Annotated in this window: 19 protein-coding genes and 1 tRNA gene; 9 read left to right on the top strand and 11 right to left on the bottom strand. The window is 63.3% G+C overall.

Annotated elements, in window-relative coordinates; all coding sequences use genetic code 11:
• Positions 1-6: 6 nt before the first annotated feature.
• Entirely contained in the window at positions 7-1,209 is a 1,203-nt protein-coding gene (locus VGM20_10805) for an argininosuccinate synthase domain-containing protein (GenBank protein HEY4101350.1), read from the bottom strand.
• A gap of 385 nt (positions 1,210-1,594) precedes the next feature.
• On the opposite strand from VGM20_10805, the gene VGM20_10800 reads away from it, so the two are divergent.
• The gene (locus VGM20_10800) at positions 1,595-3,184 is read left to right on the top strand and encodes an AAA family ATPase (GenBank protein HEY4101349.1); all 1,590 of its coding nucleotides are present in this window, start codon (positions 1,595-1,597) and stop codon (positions 3,182-3,184) included.
• Positions 3,185-3,359: 175 nt separating this feature from the next.
• Here VGM20_10800 and VGM20_10795 read toward each other — a convergent pair.
• The 4 genes from VGM20_10795 to VGM20_10780 form a co-directional block, all read right to left on the bottom strand.
• A tRNA-Pro gene (locus VGM20_10795) sits at positions 3,360-3,442 on the bottom strand.
• Positions 3,443-3,482: 40 nt separating this feature from the next.
• A complete protein-coding gene (locus tag VGM20_10790; protein HEY4101348.1) occupies positions 3,483-4,016 on the bottom strand; it encodes a protein-export chaperone SecB in 534 nt (177 codons plus the stop codon).
• Positions 4,017-4,032: 16 nt separating this feature from the next.
• A complete protein-coding gene (locus tag VGM20_10785) occupies positions 4,033-4,632 on the bottom strand; it encodes a type II toxin-antitoxin system MqsA family antitoxin (GenBank protein ID HEY4101347.1) in 600 nt (199 codons plus the stop codon).
• Positions 4,629-4,964 carry a type II toxin-antitoxin system MqsR family toxin gene (locus VGM20_10780; protein ID HEY4101346.1) on the bottom strand — a complete coding sequence of 112 codons (336 nt, stop codon included), beginning with the start codon at positions 4,962-4,964 and terminating at the stop codon, positions 4,629-4,631. Before VGM20_10780 ends, VGM20_10785 begins: the two co-directional genes overlap by 4 nt.
• Before the next feature lie 108 nt (positions 4,965-5,072).
• Here VGM20_10780 and VGM20_10775 point away from each other — a divergent pair, with 108 nt between their 5' ends.
• Together VGM20_10775 and VGM20_10770 are read left to right on the top strand one after the other, a co-directional pair.
• Entirely contained in the window at positions 5,073-6,080 is a 1,008-nt protein-coding gene (locus VGM20_10775) for an IS1595 family transposase (protein HEY4101345.1), read from the top strand.
• Between the two features lie 32 nt (positions 6,081-6,112).
• Positions 6,113-6,505: a hypothetical protein gene (locus VGM20_10770; protein HEY4101344.1), complete on the top strand. Its 393-nt coding sequence runs from the start codon at positions 6,113-6,115 to the stop codon at positions 6,503-6,505.
• Between the two features lie 137 nt (positions 6,506-6,642).
• Here VGM20_10770 and VGM20_10765 read toward each other — a convergent pair whose 3' ends face one another.
• A complete protein-coding gene (locus VGM20_10765; protein ID HEY4101343.1) occupies positions 6,643-7,335 on the bottom strand; it encodes a hypothetical protein in 693 nt (230 codons plus the stop codon).
• A 208-nt stretch (positions 7,336-7,543) separates the two neighbouring features.
• On the opposite strand from VGM20_10765, the gene VGM20_10760 reads away from it, so the two are divergent.
• Positions 7,544-8,806, top strand: coding sequence for an OmpA family protein (locus VGM20_10760; protein HEY4101342.1), 1,263 nt, complete (start codon positions 7,544-7,546; stop codon positions 8,804-8,806).
• Positions 8,807-8,908: 102 nt separating this feature from the next.
• Here VGM20_10760 and VGM20_10755 read toward each other — a convergent pair whose 3' ends face one another.
• Together VGM20_10755 and VGM20_10750 are read right to left on the bottom strand one after the other, a co-directional pair.
• The gene (locus tag VGM20_10755; GenBank protein HEY4101341.1) at positions 8,909-9,913 is read right to left on the bottom strand and encodes an AI-2E family transporter; all 1,005 of its coding nucleotides are present in this window, start codon (positions 9,911-9,913) and stop codon (positions 8,909-8,911) included.
• Positions 9,900-10,613, bottom strand: coding sequence for an arylesterase (locus tag VGM20_10750; GenBank protein HEY4101340.1), 714 nt, complete (start codon positions 10,611-10,613; stop codon positions 9,900-9,902). Before VGM20_10750 ends, VGM20_10755 begins: the two co-directional genes overlap by 14 nt.
• An 86-nt stretch (positions 10,614-10,699) precedes the next feature.
• Here VGM20_10750 and VGM20_10745 point away from each other — a divergent pair, with 86 nt between their 5' ends.
• From VGM20_10745 to VGM20_10725, 5 genes are read left to right on the top strand one after another with little or no spacing between them, the layout of a single operon-like run.
• Positions 10,700-11,314 (top strand): ABC transporter ATP-binding protein, encoded by a 615-nt coding sequence (locus VGM20_10745; GenBank protein HEY4101339.1) that lies wholly within the window; start codon positions 10,700-10,702, stop codon positions 11,312-11,314.
• A complete protein-coding gene (locus VGM20_10740; GenBank protein HEY4101338.1) occupies positions 11,311-13,905 on the top strand; it encodes an FtsX-like permease family protein in 2,595 nt (864 codons plus the stop codon). The genes VGM20_10745 and VGM20_10740 overlap by 4 nt, the downstream gene beginning before the upstream one ends.
• Positions 13,906-13,949: 44 nt before the next feature.
• On the top strand, positions 13,950-14,858 hold the full coding sequence (locus tag VGM20_10735) for an enoyl-[acyl-carrier-protein] reductase (GenBank protein HEY4101337.1): 909 nt from the start codon (positions 13,950-13,952) through the stop codon (positions 14,856-14,858).
• Between the two features lie 19 nt (positions 14,859-14,877).
• Positions 14,878-15,252, top strand: coding sequence for a DUF423 domain-containing protein (locus VGM20_10730; protein ID HEY4101336.1), 375 nt, complete (start codon positions 14,878-14,880; stop codon positions 15,250-15,252).
• The gene (locus VGM20_10725; protein HEY4101335.1) at positions 15,249-15,863 is read left to right on the top strand and encodes a YkgJ family cysteine cluster protein; all 615 of its coding nucleotides are present in this window, start codon (positions 15,249-15,251) and stop codon (positions 15,861-15,863) included. The genes VGM20_10730 and VGM20_10725 overlap by 4 nt, the downstream gene beginning before the upstream one ends.
• Before the next feature lie 36 nt (positions 15,864-15,899).
• Here VGM20_10725 and VGM20_10720 read toward each other — a convergent pair whose 3' ends face one another.
• The 3 genes from VGM20_10720 to ctaD are packed head-to-tail and all read right to left on the bottom strand — an operon-like array spanning position 15,900 to position 18,782.
• Positions 15,900-16,277 (bottom strand): cytochrome C oxidase subunit IV family protein, encoded by a 378-nt coding sequence (locus VGM20_10720; GenBank protein HEY4101334.1) that lies wholly within the window; start codon positions 16,275-16,277, stop codon positions 15,900-15,902.
• Complete coding sequence (locus VGM20_10715; protein HEY4101333.1) at positions 16,274-16,897, bottom strand: heme-copper oxidase subunit III; 624 nt, start codon at positions 16,895-16,897, stop codon at positions 16,274-16,276. Before VGM20_10715 ends, VGM20_10720 begins: the two co-directional genes overlap by 4 nt.
• A 13-nt stretch (positions 16,898-16,910) precedes the next feature.
• Complete coding sequence (gene ctaD / locus VGM20_10710; GenBank protein ID HEY4101332.1) at positions 16,911-18,782, bottom strand: cytochrome c oxidase subunit I; 1,872 nt, start codon at positions 18,780-18,782, stop codon at positions 16,911-16,913.
• Between the last annotated feature and the right edge of the window lie 3 nt (positions 18,783-18,785).

Below are 18,785 nucleotides of genomic sequence, written 5' to 3'. Positions count from 1 at the left end.
GACCACTCAGCCCTCACCGCGCGCGCGCGCGTCGGCCCGCATCGCCAGCAGCTCGGGAACCGCGCCGACTCGCGCGAAGGCGCGTGCCTCGTCGCCGGTCCAGAGCCGGTTCTCCTCGCCATACGTGGCGACCGCGCGGTCCATCATCGAGAACGGGGAACGCGCACCGGTCACGGTGAAGCGCCCGGCGGCGAGATGCACCCGCGTATCGCCACTCACGCGGCGCTGCGATGAAGTCACCATCGCTTCGATGTCACGCAGTGCAGGGTCGAAGTAGTGTCCTTCGTGCAGGCGATCGCCGTAGAACCGGCCGAGCTGGTCCTTCCAGAACGATTGCCACTTGGTGAGCACCAGCTTTTCGAGCTCGCGGTGCGACCCGATCAGGATCAATGCACTTCCCGCTTCGAAACCGATCCGCCCCTTGATGCCGAGCGCGGTCTCGCCGACGTGGATTCCGTGGCCGATGCCGTACGCCTCGGCGTGACGAGCGAGGGCGTCGACAAGTTCATGGCCCGCCATTGCCTGGCCGTCGATCGACGTCGGGATTCCCTCGTGCCATCCGATCACGACATCGGCGGGCGCCGGCGCGCTCGCGGGCGGGTCGAGAAGTTCAGGCGGCGGTCCAGCCCAGGTGTCGTGCGTCCAACCACCGCCCCAGGTGGTGCCCCAGAGGCCGCGATTGATCGAGAATGCTCCCGACTTGGGTGGCACCGGGAGTCCCCGTGATTCGAGATACGCGATGGACTGTTCGCGCGACAGTGATTCGTCGCGAATCGGCGTGATGATCTGTAGCTCGGGGGCGAGAACGCGGAGGGCGATGTCGAATCGCACCTGGTCGTTCCCCGCACCGGTCGACCCGTGCGCCACGGCGGTCGCGCCGACGGTGCGGGCGATGTCGACGACCGAGATCGCTTGCTGGGTCCGCTCCGCCGCCACCGAGAGCGGATAGACCTCACCACGCAGGACGTTGGCCTGGATCAGGACCCGGACGAAGCGGTCGAACACCGCGCTCCGGGCGTCGACTTCATGGTGCTCGGCGGCGCCGACGGCGAGGGCCTGGGTCCGGATCGCCTGGCGCTGTTCCGGCGAGGTGCCACCGGTATTGACGAAGACAGTATGGACCAGGAATCCGCGTTCGCCGAGGCGGGGAACGCAGTAGGAGGTATCGAGGCCGCCGGAGAAGGCGAGGGCGACGGTTGGTTTCTGCATATTGCATGAATATCGGGAGTATGTACCTGCCGCACAAGGGGGCCTTCCGGCCCCTTTTTCGTGCCCGGAAGTCTAGTCGAATTTCTGCATAAAACGGTGGCGCTGCATACTTGCCGAAAACGGCTTCGCTGTGCGCCATGTCCCTACTCCCGATATTCATGCTCCAATCGATCGGCCGATCGCTTCGTTTCCACCGGCGGCGCCCGGGCACAATGGATACGGCGCAACGCCTTACCTCTACCCAACTTGGCATCAGTTCATAATGAAATTCGGAACTTGACGCACCGTAGAAAGACCGGCTTTTGTTGGATAGGGCAACATTAGTTGCGTTTATCGGACTATATTAGCGGCGCTATGCACCTATGGAGCCGCGTTTTTGCGGTAGTTGACCACCTTGGGGGCCAAGTTGCCTTTGAATGATGAAATGCGCCGCCTCGGCGGGCGATGGGGTACTGGCAGCGGATGGCCGAAACGCCTTCGGTGGATCGAGATTGATGGCATCCGGGGCTGGCATCGGGAGCGGATCGAGTTCAATTATCCAATTACGGCAATCGTCGGCGAGAACGGGGTCGGCAAGAGCACGATCTTGCAGTGCGCCGCTGCGGTTTATGCCCCGACAGATCGCGAGACAACCAGTGGGAGATACGCGTCAGATTTCTTCCCCGACACCGCCTGGGAGCGGATCAGGCTCGCCGAGATCCGATTTCAGGTCCGCGATGGCAACACAGAGCGGCCGGGACGAATTAACCGCCCGAGTGATCGTTGGCGCGGAAACCGCGAGCGCCCTGAGCGACACGTCGAATACTACGACCTCTCGCGCGTAACGCCCGTCTCAGGTCGACCCGGATTCTCCCGATTGGCGAAGTCGGAGCACACTGAGGTAGGGGCATCACCGTTCGACCAGAAGCGGCTCGCTCGCTACAGTCAGGTAATGGGCCGTGCGTACGAAGGCGCTCGGGCTTCGGTGACCAACTTTGACGATCGGCGACCGGTGCCCGTGCTTCAATGGGACCACGCTCAATTTTCCAGCTTTCATCAAGGGTCTGGTGAGACGACGGTCTTTGAGTTGCTTCAGGCCGATGTACCGCCGACAGGATTGCTCGTGATCGACGAGATCGAGACGTCGCTGCACCCTAAAGTCCAGCGGCGGCTGATCGGCGAAATAGCTCGAATGTGCCGGGAGCGCGATCTTCAGGTAATCTTGACCACCCATTCCGCGACGATCTTGGACGAACTGCCTCCAGAAGCTCGGGTGTTCGTCCTTCCGCAACCGGGCGCCCGGCGGATCATCTATGGAGTTAGTCCGGAATACGCGATGAGTAGCATGGATGACGTGCCGCATTACGAATGCGACCTATTTGTCGAAGATATGCGCGCGAAGATCATGTTGACGGAACTACTGACAGCTGCTGATTCTGACATGGCGCGCCAATGTCAGGTGATACCGGCAGGTGCGGCATCGGTTTGCACTACACTTGGACTCATGGTGGGGGAAAACAAGTTTCCTCGGCCCACGCGAGTGTTTCTGGACGGAGATCAGGGCGGCGCGTATGGGTGCCACGTGCTACCTGGCGACGACGCTCCTGAGCCCGTCGTGTTCAAAGCCTTGGCCGAATTGAACTGGGCTGGCTTAGACGTTCGTGTTGGGCGCGCGCTGTCGGACGTGATTGACGCATGTCGAGGTGCAATGACCCTCACGAACCATCATGATTGGGTAGGTTCGGCCGCGTCGCGACTCAGCGTTGGCACCGAAATGCTTTGGAACCTGATGTGCAGCGAATGGGTGAAGCGGTGTGTAGCCGACGAAACGCTCACCGAAATTCGCGAGTCAGTAGCCGACGCTTTGCGCGGCCAGCGGTGGCGTCTGCCTGCCGCCCGAGAGACGAAAAGGTCGATTGTTCGCGGGGAGAGTTCGCAAACGATCGGCACCGCAGCGCAGCTTCTGCCGTTGTTTTCCGCGGAGGTAGGTGCCTAACGGGGTCGTTGCTTCAAAGTCGCCTCCGCAACGGGTTTCCTCGCTGCCGCTTTCTTGACAGCGTCTTCCCAATCACCATCGAGCTTCAATCGCTCTGGCTTTGGGCCGCGTTTATTGGAAGTCGCCTTCTTTGCCTTCTTCGACGCCATACGTAATCCTCAAGCCTTAGACAAAATGCGCTCGGCGGGATTCGAACCCGCACAGTTTACTCACTAGCAGCCCCCAATGCCGCCGCGTCTACCATTCCGCCACGAGCGCTTTGATACGCTAGATCGAGGCGGTCGCGTATTGCCGATCCTCACTGTGCCTCCGGGAGAGGAAGCTGTTGCGAGGGCGGGGCGGTCAGTGCACGCACATCGCCAAATGCCGCGCCTAGCGCGGGATTCTCTCGCAATTGCTGAGCGGCGATCGTGAGCGACATATCAAAATTGTCGAGCGTCGTCAGGTTGACGGGATCGAGGAACAACGGACCGAACGCACCTCGCGCGGTCAGGTTTGTAATTGCCTCGCGTGCATACGGGTAGATGAGCGACACGGCGCCCACCCGAACAAAACGCGGGAGAGCGAGGCCGGGAGGCGGCCCCTGTAGTTCAAAGCGACCGATCGCGAGAACGTCGACACGCTCCGGTCTCGCCGTGATCGGCTCTGTCTTCACGTTGACCATGACCTCAAATGCCCGGTCGCCGATGATACGCCAATTCCAAGTGAGGCCAATGGGCGTGCTGGGGCCTTGCTTGATCTCATCGGGATTCGACACACCTTCAAATCGAAGATGCGGGAAATAGACGCGGTTGAGGACGTAGCCACTCTGTGCGATTGTCGGTTCAGTCATTGGTCATATCCTGTGTCTAGCTCCAGACGGCGGAGGATGGGGGCCTCCCTCGTTCCGGCGGTCCGGTATCGTGGATCGTGCGACTCGGCCCCGTTGCCATCGCTACACCGGCGTACGCGGCCGCACCGTCGAAGTACATCGACGGCCCGAACGTCCGCTGGAACGACATCTGATTGTGCGCCTTCTGCGGCAGCTTTACGCCATGCAACGCTGCGAGGAACTCAGCAGTCCCCGGCACATTTGCGATTAACCGCAGCAAGGTGTCGGTCGCTCGGTTCTGAAAGACGGTTCCGCGTTCCCACCGTGTCACCGTCTTAGGACCAACTCCCAGCAGTCGTTCGAACGCAGCCTTCGATAGCCCGAGATCCTCGCGGATTTCGGTGATGGCTTCCGGCATCAGCAAACCAAGCTGTTCCCGGATCTGCGTGGCGACCTGTCGCTGTAGCTCAGTCGCTTCCTCCAGCGTGTACACCGTTTCCCCGCACGCATCGCAATACCTGTATTCGCCGTCAACGTTCACCGTTCGACGACCGATTGCGATCGCACGCGACCCCCGAATGCGTCGAACAGGCTTGCCGCACTCTGGGCATGCTGTGACGTCATTCTGATCGTTCACCGTGGCTTCCCTTTGTGGAATGAAATGAGCTCAACACGCGCCTGGTCGTTGACGCGCAACTTGACCAGCAACCACTTTCCCCGAAAGCAGCAGCGATAATAGTGCTGTATCAGTCCCGGCTTTTCCTCGGAATCCTTGGTGATGTAGTAGTCGGCCTCGCATAGCTTCTCCAAGCATTCCTGCATGTCCTCCGTATCCATCTTCATCATGAGCGCGTCGATGGTTGCTCGCCCGGTCGGGTCGATTCGCCCGGCGCGTGCCAGTTCCTTCACCCTCGCCAACGGGTGATTCGGATCCTTCCATCCGTCCCCCATGCCGCGGAACGGTAGCACGGTGCTACCATTATCGCAACAATAACGAATAACATGAGCGGAAGTTCCACAGACGTTGCCCAGTGGAACGGCGCTTGACTCTTGCTTATGCGTTATGTATTATAATATATGACAAACGCGCCGAAGATCGCCAACGACAAGAGCCCGCTGGTTGCCTCCCTTCCACTGGCCTGTGCCGACGAAGACGCCGCGGTGGCGTTCATCGAAGAGCAGCGGTGGGGTGGGGAGCCGGTTTGCCCGCACTGTGGGACGGTGAACGAAGCCCGGCAGATCGTTGGCAAGGACGGCCAGCGCGGACCGCGCTATCTGTGGCGCTGCACGGCCTGTAAGAAGCAGTTCACCGTCCGGATCGGGTCGATCTTCGGGGACAGCAAGATTCCCCTTCGCCATTGGTGCTACGCCTTCTGGGCGGCCTGTGCGTCGAAGAAGGGCGTCTCGGCGCTCCAGATTCGCCGCCAGACCGGCCTCAGCTACAAGTCGGCCCTGTTCCTCATGCACCGGATTCGGTTCGCCATGACGCCGGATTACGGCCCACAGGCGAAGCTGTCCGGGGTCGTGGAAGCCGACGAGACGTATGTGGGCGGGTCGCCGCGCCAGATGAGCCGGGCCGAGAAGCGTGCCGCCCGGATCGAAGCCTACGCGAAGGGCGCCAAGCGCCTCCCGCGCCGCACCGGCAAGAGCAAAGTCCCGGTGGTGGCGGTGGTGCAGCGGGACGGCGAAGTCCGGGCCTCGGTCATGCCGGTGGTGACCGCCGCCAACATCAAGACAATGCTGGTCGAAAACGTCGACCTGGGTTCCACCTTGATGACGGACGAAAGCCCGCTCTACACCAAGGTCGGGTCACCATTCGCCAACCACGAAACGGTGAACCATTCCTCGCATGAGTACGCCCGGGGTGACGCGCACAGCAACAGCGTGGAGTCCTTCTTCTCGCGGTTGAAGCGCCAGATGTACGGGACGCACCACGCGGTCAGCCCGCGCCACCTGCACCGTTACGTCGCGGAAGTGGCGTTCAAGCACAATACCCGGAAGATGGAAGACGGGGAGCGGACACTGGCAGCGATCAAAGGAGCAGTTGGGAAGAAGCTCGACAACCGGAGCAGCGCGGCGCTATGATCTGCTCCGTCTCTTAGGCCGGAGGGAATTCGATGCCGTTAGAGCGCGTTGGAAGCAAGAGCGTTCGTTGGGTCAGCGGCTTCTTAGTGCCCAACCGAGTTGAAGAACTCCGGCAGCTTGCCGAATCGGAAGCAGACCAATGGAGGGGCGCGTTTGGCGTCACCGCGACTGTAATCGGCTTTGTCGCGTGCCAGTATTTTTCTCAGGCCGTGAGCCGGTATCCGTTCGGACTACTCGCTGTGATTGCCACGATTCCGTGGGAAAAAGCGCGACACAATCGCCGGGCGCGTGAATTGATTTCTCGCCTGACAACTCGCGAGGCCGAAAACTTCAGCGGCGACGCCATACCGATTTCGGCAATCACTACCGATTGGCCTCACAAGCCGCGAATCTCAGTCTCCCAAGCCATGAGCGTAATCCGCTAAACCACGACGGGCCGGGAAAACTCCCCGGCCCGTTTTGCATACTCTATGCAGTTTCCCGGCGCGCCCGGCGATTCAGGGCTTGTGCGCTAGGTACATACTCCCGATGAATATGCAAGCGCCGGCCCACGATGCAAGCCCTACCGGGGCTTGGTCTGTAACGAAAGCCCGTACTGAATGTGCAGAGCGTAATTCATGGTGGTCGCGTGCCCGTCCACGATCCGCCCGCGCACGTACGCCGCGCTCCCCTGGATCGATACCTCACCAAACGTGAATGGGAGCAGCCGCAATCGCCGCGAAATCCCCGCCGCAATCGCTCCGCCTCCGAACTCGTAGCGTGAGTCGAAGATGCCGTTGGCGTTGTCGTATTCCAGCCCCCTGACCTTGCTCACCGGCACCACCATGACCGGCCCCGCACCGACGTTGAATTCCCAGCCGTGCCGCCGCCAAAGCCGCTCCGGCAGGAAGAGATTGACCCCGTTGGTGACCCGGAAGAACTCCACCCCCGGCGGCGGGTTGTCCATGTAGATCTTGTGGTGGAGGTACTCGAATCCCCAGCCGCTATTTCCCTTCCAGCTCGAGATCCTGCCGCCATAGTACCAGGTCGGATCGAACGGACGGGTCGACCAGTGGCCCGTCGCGCTGATATCCGGCTCCGAAGCCTGCATGAAGGTCACATTCGTCGGCGCACTCCACGCGTCGCCGAGCCACGCGTCGATCCGCCATTGGGCCCGCGCGGACCGGGGGAGAAGAACGATTGCGAGGAGAATCGCCAGGAGAGGCAGGACCGGCCCTCCCCGGCGAAAACGATAGACAGATGTGGGGTAAAGCATTGTTTAACCGTCGTTAGGACAAGCGCGGCCGCAATGTAATGACGGTCAGGCGAGGTTCCGCCGAGAGGTTTACCTTATCGCCCTGAGTGATACTGGTACCTCTCTTGCGATGAGTTCAGCAGGATGTTTCCATTGGGCACATTGACAATCATGTGCCTGACTTTGCTCCCGGCGGCCTGAGACCGGGAGCTGTAACCGGGGAGGTTGAATGCGTCGCGTTGCGTGGGTTGTGTTGGGGTCGCTGGCGATGGCGGGGCCGCTGGCGGCACAGGGAAACGGCATCGGCAAGGGAACGTGGGAGCTGGGCGGATTCGCCCGGGCCACCGATTACCCCGATGTCTACAAGGTTGAAGGCGGGTTCGGCGATCATCTCGGCGGCGGTGGGCGCATCGGCTTTTTCTTCGCCCATAATTGGGCCATTGAAGCCGACCTGTCGAGGAACGAGACCGATCTCTCCCACGGACAGGCGAATGTTCCGTCCACGCAGGGCCCACTGGCGTACCTGCAGCGCCTGGTCTACTGGCCCGCGCATCTCCAGCTCGTCTACAACGCACCGATCGGAAGTCACGTCAGCTGGATGATCGGCGCCGGTGGCAACCACACCACGTTGGCGGCTGGGATCGACCAGAAGGACTTCGGCTTCGGCGGAATGACCGGCCTGCGCTTCGGGCTCAGTCGGCACTGGGACATCCGCGCCGAGGGAACCATCGACGTCCTTCCCAGCGGATTCGATGACAAGAGCAACACGTACCTCGGAGCGCAGCTGGGCCTCTCCCTGATGCTCGGTGGCCACAACTGCAATCACAACAACGACGCCATCAGCATCATGCCGACGTCGGCGTCGCTCACACCAGGCCAGACGCAATCGTTCACCGCGACGGCGACCTATTGCGGCAATCCCGACGAGGTCACGTATCACCTGACCGGCGTTGGCACGCTCGACACGCTCACCGGCCTCTACACTGCCGGTGCCGTGGGGAGCGCGCAGGTCACGGCGCACAGCCGCAAGGGGAAGATGACGTCGACCGCAACCATCCAGGTTGCTGCGCCGGCGCCACCACCGCCCCCGCCGCCACCGCCGCCGCCACCCCCGCCGCCGCCGCCCCCACCGCCGCCGCCAGCACCGGCACGGTACACGTTCGATCTGCAGATGGTCCACTTCCGCTTCGACCACGCGGATCTGACCAAGGGTGGCCAGGACACGGTATCGGAGATCGCCGAGACGTTGAAGGCGCATTCCGAGGTGAACGTCGACGTCGTCGGCCACACCGACTGGATCGGAACCGAGGCGTACAACATGAAGCTCTCGCGCGCTCGTGCCGAGACGGTCCGCCGCCTGCTGATCAAGGACGGCGTCACCGATTCACGGATCACCGTGAAGTGGCGTGGCAAGGATGAGCCGATTGCCGACAACAAGACCAAGGACGGCCGGGCAATGAATCGCCGCGTCGAGGTCAAGCAGAACAACTGAGCAGGACTGCAGGTGTAGTAGAAGAGAAGAGAAGAGAAGCGTGAAGGAGAACGGGGTCCCGCGCAGGTCACGGGGCCCCGTTTTCCCTTTTCGTCGAGTCGGTCAGTGCCGCGAGTTCGGCAGATATTCCTTGCGATACATCTTCAGCAGCTCGAAGAAGTACGAGAGCGCCAGTGGTCCGATCAGGAGCCCGATGATCCCGAGATAGCTCACGCCCGCAATCGCGCCGATCAGGATGATGAACGGATGAATCTCGGCATACCGGCCGGATACCCATGGACGGAAGATGTGGTCGACGCCGGATCCGGTCGCCGCGCACCAGATGATCAGGCCGACCGCCGCGCCCGGCCGCGCCTTGGCGAAGAGCACCAGCGCAGCGGGAATCCAGACGAGCGCGCTGCCGATCACCGGCAGAATCGCCGCCACGACCACGACCGCGCCCCAGAAGACCGGATTGGCAAGCCCGACGACAATGAACGCAACGCACATCAGCGTTCCCTGCAGCAGCGCCGACAGGCCGCTTCCGATGATCGTCGACTTGGTGACCTCTTCGAATCGAACCTTCAGGATCTCGACGTTCTCGTCGGAGAACGGGATGTAGGGCCGCAAGCCGTGCCACGCGCCGTCGGGATCCATCAGCAGGTAGTAGAGGCCGAAGAAGGTGAACACCAGCGAGAGCACCGTTCGGGCCGCCGTTCCCAGCAGTGCGAAGGCGTTGCTTCCGAGAAACGAGACCGCCTGTTCGCTGACATTCTTGAGCTGCGGCCCGACGTCGTAGTTGCCGATCCTGAGCGCATCGAGGCGCTGCAGCGTGGTCGAGTGCAGCATTGCATCCAGCGCGCCATGGGCCTGGCCCACCAGCAGCGTCACCAGCCACACCAGCGGCAGAATCACGCTCACCAGTGCGATCAGGATCACCGCAATCGCCGCCAGCGCGCGGCTCCGCGTCCATCGTGCGATCCGTTTGTGCAGCTTGGCAAAGACGACGTACAGCACCGGCGCCCCGAGCAGGCCGGACGCGTACGGCAGCAGCGCGATGACCAGCACGACGCCAAGAATCGCGACCAGCCACGCCGCGCGCTGGTGCTTGGAATCAAAGACTGTCATGACGCATCCGATGGAGAGAGTCGAGGATCGGCTCGAGCAACTGCCAGACATTCTCTGCGACGCGGCGGGAACCGGTGGCATTCGGGTGAATGCCGTCACCCTGGTTCAGCGCCGGAATCCCTGCGACACCGTCGAGAAGAAACGGAAGATACCGATCGTGGTGCGCCCGGGCCTCGGCCGGGAAGATGCCCCGGAACGCCTCGCCGTATTGCCGGCCAAGGTTGGGCAGCGCCTCCATCCCGGCCACGATGATGACCGGTCGCGGCTGACGCTGATCGAGGCGCGAGAGAGTCGAATCGAGGTTGGTGCGGATCGAATCGACCGGAGCGCCGCGCAGTGCGTCGTTCGCGCCGGTTTCGACGATCACGACCGCCGGCGCGCCCTGCGACAGGAGCCAATCAATCCGGTGCAACGCATCGGCGGACGATTCACCGCTCACGCCGGCGTTGATGACCCGGAATCCGAGCCTGGCCGAATCAACCTTCTCCTGGATCCGTGTCGCCCAGGCATCGTGCGGGTCGAGTCCATACCCGGCCGTCAGCGATGTACCGATGAGGAGCACCGACGGTGTCGCGGGACTGAGCGCTTCGCCACTATTCTTCGCCGCCGTGGCAACAGGGCGAGAGCGCGCACCGCACCCGGCGAGAGTGCACGCCGTCATCACGATCTTCAGGTATTTCCCTCGTGTCGACCATCGCACCCGTTCGGCCTCCCCGATCTGGATCCCCGATCCTTGCCTGCGAAGGGATCGGGCATGAATACCTGTCCGGCGGGCGTCGCCTTCCGGTGCTCAAGGATATCACCTTCGCACTCGAGGCCGGCGGCTTTCTCGCGATCACCGGTGCATCGGGAAGTGGCAAGACAACACTGCTCGGCCTCCTTGCCGGCCTCGACCGGCCGACCGCCGGACGGGTCATCGTCGATGGCGTCGATATCGGTGACCTCGACGAGGACGATCGCGCCCGCTTCCGTCGCGGGCGAATCGGGTTCGTGTTCCAGTCGTTTCAGTTGATCCCGACATTGACTGCGCGCGAGAACATCCAGGTCCCGCTCGAACTCGCCGGCGCCGACGACGCGGGGATCCGGGCCGACGAACTCCTGGATCGCGTCCACCTCGGCGACCGCGCCAGCCACTACCCGGCCCAGCTCTCCGGGGGCGAGCAGCAGCGCGTTGCCGTGGCGCGCGCCTTCAGCAACCGGCCGCCCATTCTCTTCGCCGATGAGCCGACAGGGAACCTCGACGCCGAAAACGGCGCGAATGTCGTCGACATCATGACCGCGTTGAACGCCGAGTATGGTACGACACTCGTGTTGGTGACGCACGACCACGACCTTGCCTCCCGCGCGCGGCGGATCATCCGGCTGGCGAACGGATCGATCGTCGGAGATAGTGGCGCGTGACCGGAGCGGCATTCGCTCTTCGTCTGGCCTGGCGCGAAGCCCATGCGGCGCGGCGCCGGCTTGTCCTCCTCACGGGCTCGGTCATTGCCGGGGTCGGCGCACTCGTCGCCGTCAACTCCTTCACGCGAAACCTCACCGTTGCCGTCGCCCAGCAGGCCCAGGACCTTCTCGGCGCCGACCTGTCCGTTGCCGGCCGCATACCGGCCGACAGCAACGCCGTCGCGACCCGTCTGATCGATTCACTTCGGCGCACCGGTGGCCAGGCCGTTCAGGTCGCGCGTTCGGTGAACTTTGCAGCGATGGCGTATCGTCCCGGTGCGGGAGCGGGCCGACTGGTTCAGGTCCGCACCGTCGACCCCGGCTGGCCCTATTATGGCGAGATCACGACTGCGCCATCCGGCGCCTGGTCCGGGTTGCAACGCGGCGGGATCATCGTCGATCCCTCGCTGCTGACCGCGCTTGACGTACACCTCGGCGATACCGTTGCACTCGGCGCCTCCCGATTCCCGGTGATTGCGACCGCGACAAATGTCCCCGGTGACATCGGACTGCAGATGGCGTTCGGCGCGCGCGTGTTCATCTCGACAAGCGCACTCCCCGCGACCAAGCTGATCGCTTTCGGCTCGCGAGCGGATTACGAGACGTTTCTGAAGCTTCCGGCCACGATCAGTCCGCAGCAGGTCGCGACGTCCAACGCGCCGTCGATGCGTCGTGCACAGTTCTCCCTGCACACCGTTGCGGAAGATCGCGACAACCTCACCCGCGGATTGATCCGGCTCGGCAATTATCTCGGTCTCGTGGCGCTCGCCGCGCTGCTCCTCGGTGGTCTCGGTGTCGCCAGCGCGGTCCATGTCTTCATCCGCCGGCAGCTCGACAGCATCGCGGTGCTTCGGTGTCTCGGCGCCACCTCGGGGCAGATCCTCGCTGCATATCTGCTGCAGGCACTCGGCATGGCGTTCGTCGGATCGCTGATCGGTGCGGTTGTGGGAGTCGGCTTGCAGCAGCTGATGCCATACGTCGTGCGCGACTTTCTCCCGGTCGGCGTGCACGTGGTGCCGTCGCCGCACGCCATCGTGGTGGGGATCGCGAGCGGCCTCTGGACCGCGGCCGTCTTTGCACTCGTTCCGCTCCTGGCAGTCCGCTCGGTCGCACCGCTGGTGACGTTGCGACGCAACGTCGATCCGGTCGCGGGCCGGTGGGATGTTGCGCGGATCGGCGCGGCGGTGATCGTCGCCGCGAGCGTGGTGGCGCTCGCGACGATCCAGGTCGGCTCGCTTCGCCATGCGGCCGCCTTTGCGGCCGGTTGCGCCGTTGCCATCGCCGCTCTCTGGGTCGTCTCGCTCGCCGTGATCGCGGTCGCACGTCGCGGCACACCGCTCATCCGGCGCTACCTCGTTCGGCAAGGCCTCGCCAATCTTCACCGCCCCGCGAATCAGACGGTGACGGTCGTACTCTCCCTCGGGTTCGGGGCCTTCATCCTCACCACGCTCTTCGCCGCACAGCAGAACCTGTTGCATGCGGTGCAGATCGATGACGTCGGCGGCCACGCCGACCTGGTGTTGATCGACATCCAGAACGAACAGCGATCGATCATCGATTCGATTCTGCACGCCGACCATCTGACGTTCACGCCGTACGTTCCGATCATTCCGATGCGGATTCGCGAATTGAACGGCGTCACCGTGACGACCCTCGCGGCTCGGGACAGTACCCGGAATGCTGTTGGCCGTGACGGCAATGCTCGTGAACCGTCCGCCTGGGCGTATCGTCGCGAGTTCCGTTCGACCTATCGTGCCGACCGCACATCCAGTGAGCGAATCACCACCGGGCGCTGGTTCGACACATCATCGGGCGATGGACGAACAGCGGCACACCCCGTGGAGATCTCGGTCGAGAGCGATCTCGCTCATGAGTTGGGCGTCGGACTCGGCAGCAGCATCGCGTGGGATGTACAGGGCATCCCCGTCTACAGTCGCATCACCTCGCTGCGCGCCGTCAACTGGGCGCGCTTCGAGCCCAACTTTTTCGTCGTCTTTGCGCCCGGTGCGCTCGAGCGTGCGCCGCAATCGTGGGTGACCCTCGTGCACGCCGCCGACCCGCTGGTGCGCGGTCAGGTGCAACGCGTCGTGGCCGAGCACGCTGCCAACGTGACCGCAGTCGACATCGGCCAGATGGAGCAGGCTGTCGAGTCGATCATCGATCGCGTGATCCTGGCGATCAGATTCATGGCGCTTTTCTCCCTGATCACGGGAACGATCGTGTTGATCGGTGCGATCGCCACGAGCCGCTGGCAGCGGCTTCGCGAAGCGACCCTCCTTCGAACGCTCGGTGCCACCCGTCCGCAGGTTCTGGTCATCCTGTGCGTGGAATACGCGGCGCTCGGGTTGAGCGCCGCATTGGTCGCCGTTCTCCTCGCCGGCGGCGCGGGCTGGGCGCTGTCGAAGTGGGTCTTCGACACACATTTCATCCTGCCGATTGGTTCAATGGCGGCGCTCGCTGTATTGCTCGTTGTACTGACGACCGCGATCGGTCTTGGCAGTTCAGCGGAAGCGCTCCGCCGTCCGCCCCTCGAGGTACTCCGCGCCGAGTAGCGTGTCGAACTTCTCCCTGCCTCATTCCGCCTTATAATTGACCAATGCTTTCCATCGATCTATCGAATCGGCGCGCCTTCGTCGCGGGCGTGGCCGACGACGGCGGATTCGGCTTCGCGATCGCGAAGGCGCTTGCCGAAGCCGGTGCCACGGTCTGCGTCGGCACCTGGCCCCCAGCCATGGGGATTTTCGAGAACCTGCTCGAACGCGGCAAGATCGCCGCCTCCCTCGAGCTGCGCCGCGGCGGAACAATGACCTTCGAGCGGATCTATCCGCTCGATGCGGCATATGATACGCTCGCTGACGCGCCGGCGGAGATCCGCGAGAACAAGCGATACCGCGAGCGCGGTGACTTCTCGATCGCCGGCGTCGCGGCAGCGCTTCGTGCCGATTTCGGCGAGCAACCGCTTGACATCGTCGTGCACTCGCTCGCCAACGGCCCCGAAGTGAAGAAGCCGCTGCTCGAAACCTCACGTCCGGGATATCTGGCCGCGGTCAGTGTCTCCGCCTACAGCCATCTCGCGATGATTCGCGATTTCGCTCCGCTGATGCGACCGGACGGCTCGTTCCTCTCGCTCACGTACATGGCGAGCGAGCGCGCCGTTCCCGGCTACGGCGGCGGGATGTCATCGGCAAAGGCGGCGCTCGAGTCCGACACGCGCACGCTGGCATTCGAGGCTGGTCGGCGCTGGGGCGTTCGCGTCAACACCATTTCCGCCGGGCCGTATGCATCGCGTGCCGCGTCGGCGATCGGCATCATCGAACGGATGGTCGAGTACTGCCGCAGCAATTCGCCGCTGCAGCGCGACCTCGAAGCGGCCGACGTCGGCCACACCGCCGCCTTTCTCTCTTCGCCGCTTGCGGCCGGGATCACCGGTACCACGATCTACGTCGACAACGGCTACCACGCGATGGGCATGGCGACCGACCTGGTCCAGCCGGCAGCCTCATGACCATCGTCTTGCCGCACCAATGACGAGCCGCCTCGCCGCCACCGTCGGTGCCACCTTCGGCGCGCTCGCCGTGATGCTCGGCGCGTTCGGCGCACATGCGCTCCGCGCCAGACTCTCCCCCGGCGACCTCGAGATCTTCGAGACAGGGGTGCGATATCAGATGTACCACGCCTTCGCGCTCTTTGCCGCGGCGTGGCTCATCTCTCGCCAGGCACCCTCCGCCGCCATGGCCGCCTGGGCATTCATCGGCGGCGTGATCGTCTTTTCCGGCTCGCTCTACCTCCTTGTTGCCACCGGGCACCGCTGGCTCGGCGCGATCACGCCGATAGGCGGTCTCGCCTTCATCGCCGGCTGGATACTCCTCGGCATGGCGGCAATGAAGCTCCCCGAGTGACGTACAGCGCACTCCTCGCGACAATTGATCGGTGGTTTGCGGACGGCGTGGAGCGTGCCGGACCCGGCGTCGTTCTATGCCGCCGTGGCTGCTCGGCCTGCTGCCATGGACCGTTTGATATCTCCCCTGCTGATGCGGAGCTGGTAGCGAATGCGGTCCGCGGGCTTGAACCGCGGCTACAACGCGAACTGCAGCGTCGAGCCGGCGAACACGTCGCACACTATCGCGCGCGGGTCGACTGGGACGCCCCGTGGGACGTCGATGCGCTCGGCGACGAAGCGTTCGACGCTCTCGCCGAAGATCTCGAACCACTTCCCTGCCCGGCGCTCGGCGATGATGGCGCCTGCCGGATCTATGACGGTCGCCCGGCCACCTGCAGGATGATCGGCCTGCCGATCGTTGCGGCCAGCGGCGACGTCATTCCGAATCCCTGCCCGATCATCAACACCTCGCCGCGATATGCGGCGCTCGAGCCGGTCCCGTTCGATCTCGAAGCGTTCGAGACCGCCGCCGACCGCTGCGACGCCGAGGCCTCCTCCCGCGGGTGGGTCTCCACGACGGTTGCCGGCGCGATCATGCGGACGCCGACAAGCGAAGAGGCGGTCCCGTAGGAGCCGCCTCGGTAGATCAGCGTGGAGCCCGGCGCGTCAATGCCAGGCGCCGTTCCACCACCAGAGCGTCCGGTTGTAGGTGAACAGCACGAACAGCGCGAGGATCACCACCGACGCGATCATCAAGGAGAAACCGAACAGCCACGACAGGATCTTGATGTCGAACTTGAGGTGCATGTAGAACATCGCCACGAACCAGAACTTCATCGCCGACAGGATCAGCAGCACCGAGACGAAATGCGGCGCCAGCGACGCACTGAACGAACTCCCCGACAGATGGCCGAAGCACACTTCGTACAGCAGGACCTCCAGCGCCGTCAGCACGAAGAGAATGCAGGCGATCTGGACGTACTTCGATCCCGTGGCGTGCGGGATGTCGTGAGAATCGTGAACGACTGCGACGGTATCGCTCATTTGTGCCCCAGGCTCATCAGGTAGACGACCGGGAAGATGATGATCCACACCACGTCGACGAAGTGCCAGTAGAGCGCAGCGATCTCGAGATTGAGCGACTTCTCCGGCGGAATCCGCCCCTTCCATGCGTCCTTCAGCAGCGTCGCGAGCCACAGCGTGCCGATCGCGACGTGCGTGCCATGGAAACCCGTGAGGGTGAAGAAGCTCGTCGCAAAGAGATTGGTGGTGTATCCCATTCCATCACGGACGAAATGGGTGAATTCGTACACCTGCATCCCGGCGAAGAAGAGGCCGCACAGTACCGTGAGCGAGAGCCAGGTCAGCAGCTTTTTCCGATTCCCCTGCTGCGCGCCGTTGAGCGCCATCACCACGAAGAACGACGAGAAGAGGAGCACGGCGGTACCGGAGGTCACCAGCGGCACACCGAGGACATCCTTCGGCCCCGGGCCGGTCGCATGCGAGTCGCGATAGATCACGAAGGTAGTGATCAGCGACGCGAAGAACATGCACTCCGAACCGATGAAGGTCCAGATGGCCAGCTTCCGGTTGTTGACCGGAAGCGAGGTGTGGTGCTCCTCGTGGGCCGATGCGGAATCGTGCGGGAGTGCGGCGGCGGTCATCGAGTGCAATCCCTCAGTGAGCGATGTGAGACGTGTGATGGTCGGGCGGCTCGTACGACCACTTGAAGATCGAGAACGCTGCGATCGCGAAGCCTGCCGCCGAGATCAGCCCGAACGGAAAGGCGTGGCTCACCGGCCCGCGCACCAGAATCCCGACCATGAAGACGAGCAGGCCGATTGCCGTGAAGAGTGGCCACCACGATGGGCTCGGCAGGTGAATCCCCTGACCGCTCACCCGCGGCGGTTCGGGGAGCATGCGCACTCCGGCAGCGCGCTTCATCGCCCAGAGAGCATCCTTCTCGTGCACTTCCGGCTCGACCGCAAAGTTCCATTCCTGCGGCGGCGACGGAATCGACCACTCCAGCGTCGCGCCGCCCCACGGATCAGCCGGGGCCGGTTCGCCGCTTCGCCAGGTCGTGATGATGTTGTAGATGAACACCAGGAACGAGAAGCCGAGGATCAGCGCGCCGACCGTCGACAGGAGATTCAGCCAGCCGAGGCCGAGCCCCGCGGGATAGGTGTAGATGCGCCGCGGCATCCCCAGCAGTCCGGAGAAGTGCATCGGGAAGAAGGTCAGGTTGAACCCGATCAGCATCAGCCAGAAGTGCGTCTTCCCGAGCGTTTCATTGAGCACCCGGCCGAACATCTTCGGCCACCAGTAGTACGCACCGGCCGCCAGCGCGAAGATCGACCCGCCGAAGAGGACGTAGTGGAAGTGCGCCACCACGAAGTACGAATCGGTCTGCTGCAGGTCTGCCGGCGCGACGGCGTGCATCACGCCCGAGAGTCCGCCCATGATGAACATCGCGATGAAGCCGAGGGCGAAATAGAGCGGCGTCTTGAACTGCAGCGATCCGCCCCAGATCGTCCCGATCCAGTTGAAGATCTTCACACCGGTCGGAATCGCGATCAGCATCGTCGCCAGCGAGAAGAACGAGTCGGCGAGCGGGCCCATCCCGGTGGCGAACATGTGGTGCGACCAGACGCCGAATCCGAGAAATGCGATGAATGCCATCGAGAAGACCATCGCGCTGTAGCCGAAGAGCGGCTTGCGCGAGAAGACCGGCAGGATCTCCGACACGATGCCGAACGCCGGCAGGATCAGGATGTACACCTCGGGGTGGCCGAAGACCCAGAAGAGGTGCTGCCAGAGCATCGGATCGCCGGCAGCCTTGAGCTCGAAGAAGCTCGCGCCGTAGATCCGGTCCGCCATGAGGAGAATCAGCGCCACGGTAATCACCGGGAACGCCAGCAGCACCAGCACCTGCGTCACCAGCACCGACCAGACGAACATCGGCATGCGCATCAGGGTCATCCCCTTGGCGCGCATGTTGAGGATCGTGGTGAAGAAATTCACTCCGGCGGCCAGCGACGCGATACCGAGGATCTGGAGGCCAAGCATCCAGAAATCCATGTTCACGCCGGGCGAATACTCCCGCGATGACAGCGGCGCGTAACCGAACCAGCCGCCGTTGGGCGCCGAATTGAGCAGGAACGAGAAGTTGATGAACAGCCCGCCGAGGATGAACACCCAGAGGCTCATTGCGTTGAGCCGGGGGAACGCCACGTCGCGCGCGCCGATCAGCAGCGGCACGAAGAAGTTGAAGAACATCGCGCTGATCGGCATCACCGCGAGGAAGATCATGGTGGTGCCGTGCATCGTGAACAGCTGATTGTAGAACTCCGGCGACACCAGGTGATTGTCCGGCTTCATCAGCTGGAGGCGGATGATCTCGGCCTCGATGCCGCCCATCAGGAAGAAGATGAACGCCGACGCACCGTACAGAATGCCGACCCGCTTGTGGTCGACCGTGGTGAGCCACTCCACCAGCACGCTGCGCTTCGCCGTTGTGGCGTGGGCTGGTTCGAGAACAGTAGTTGCCATAGG

This window comes from Gemmatimonadales bacterium, assembly GCA_036500345.1.
Classification (GTDB): Bacteria; Gemmatimonadota; Gemmatimonadetes; order Gemmatimonadales; family GWC2-71-9; genus Palsa-1233.
Note: the sequence above shows the minus strand (reverse complement) of the source record. Positions and strands in the feature narration are given on the sequence as shown.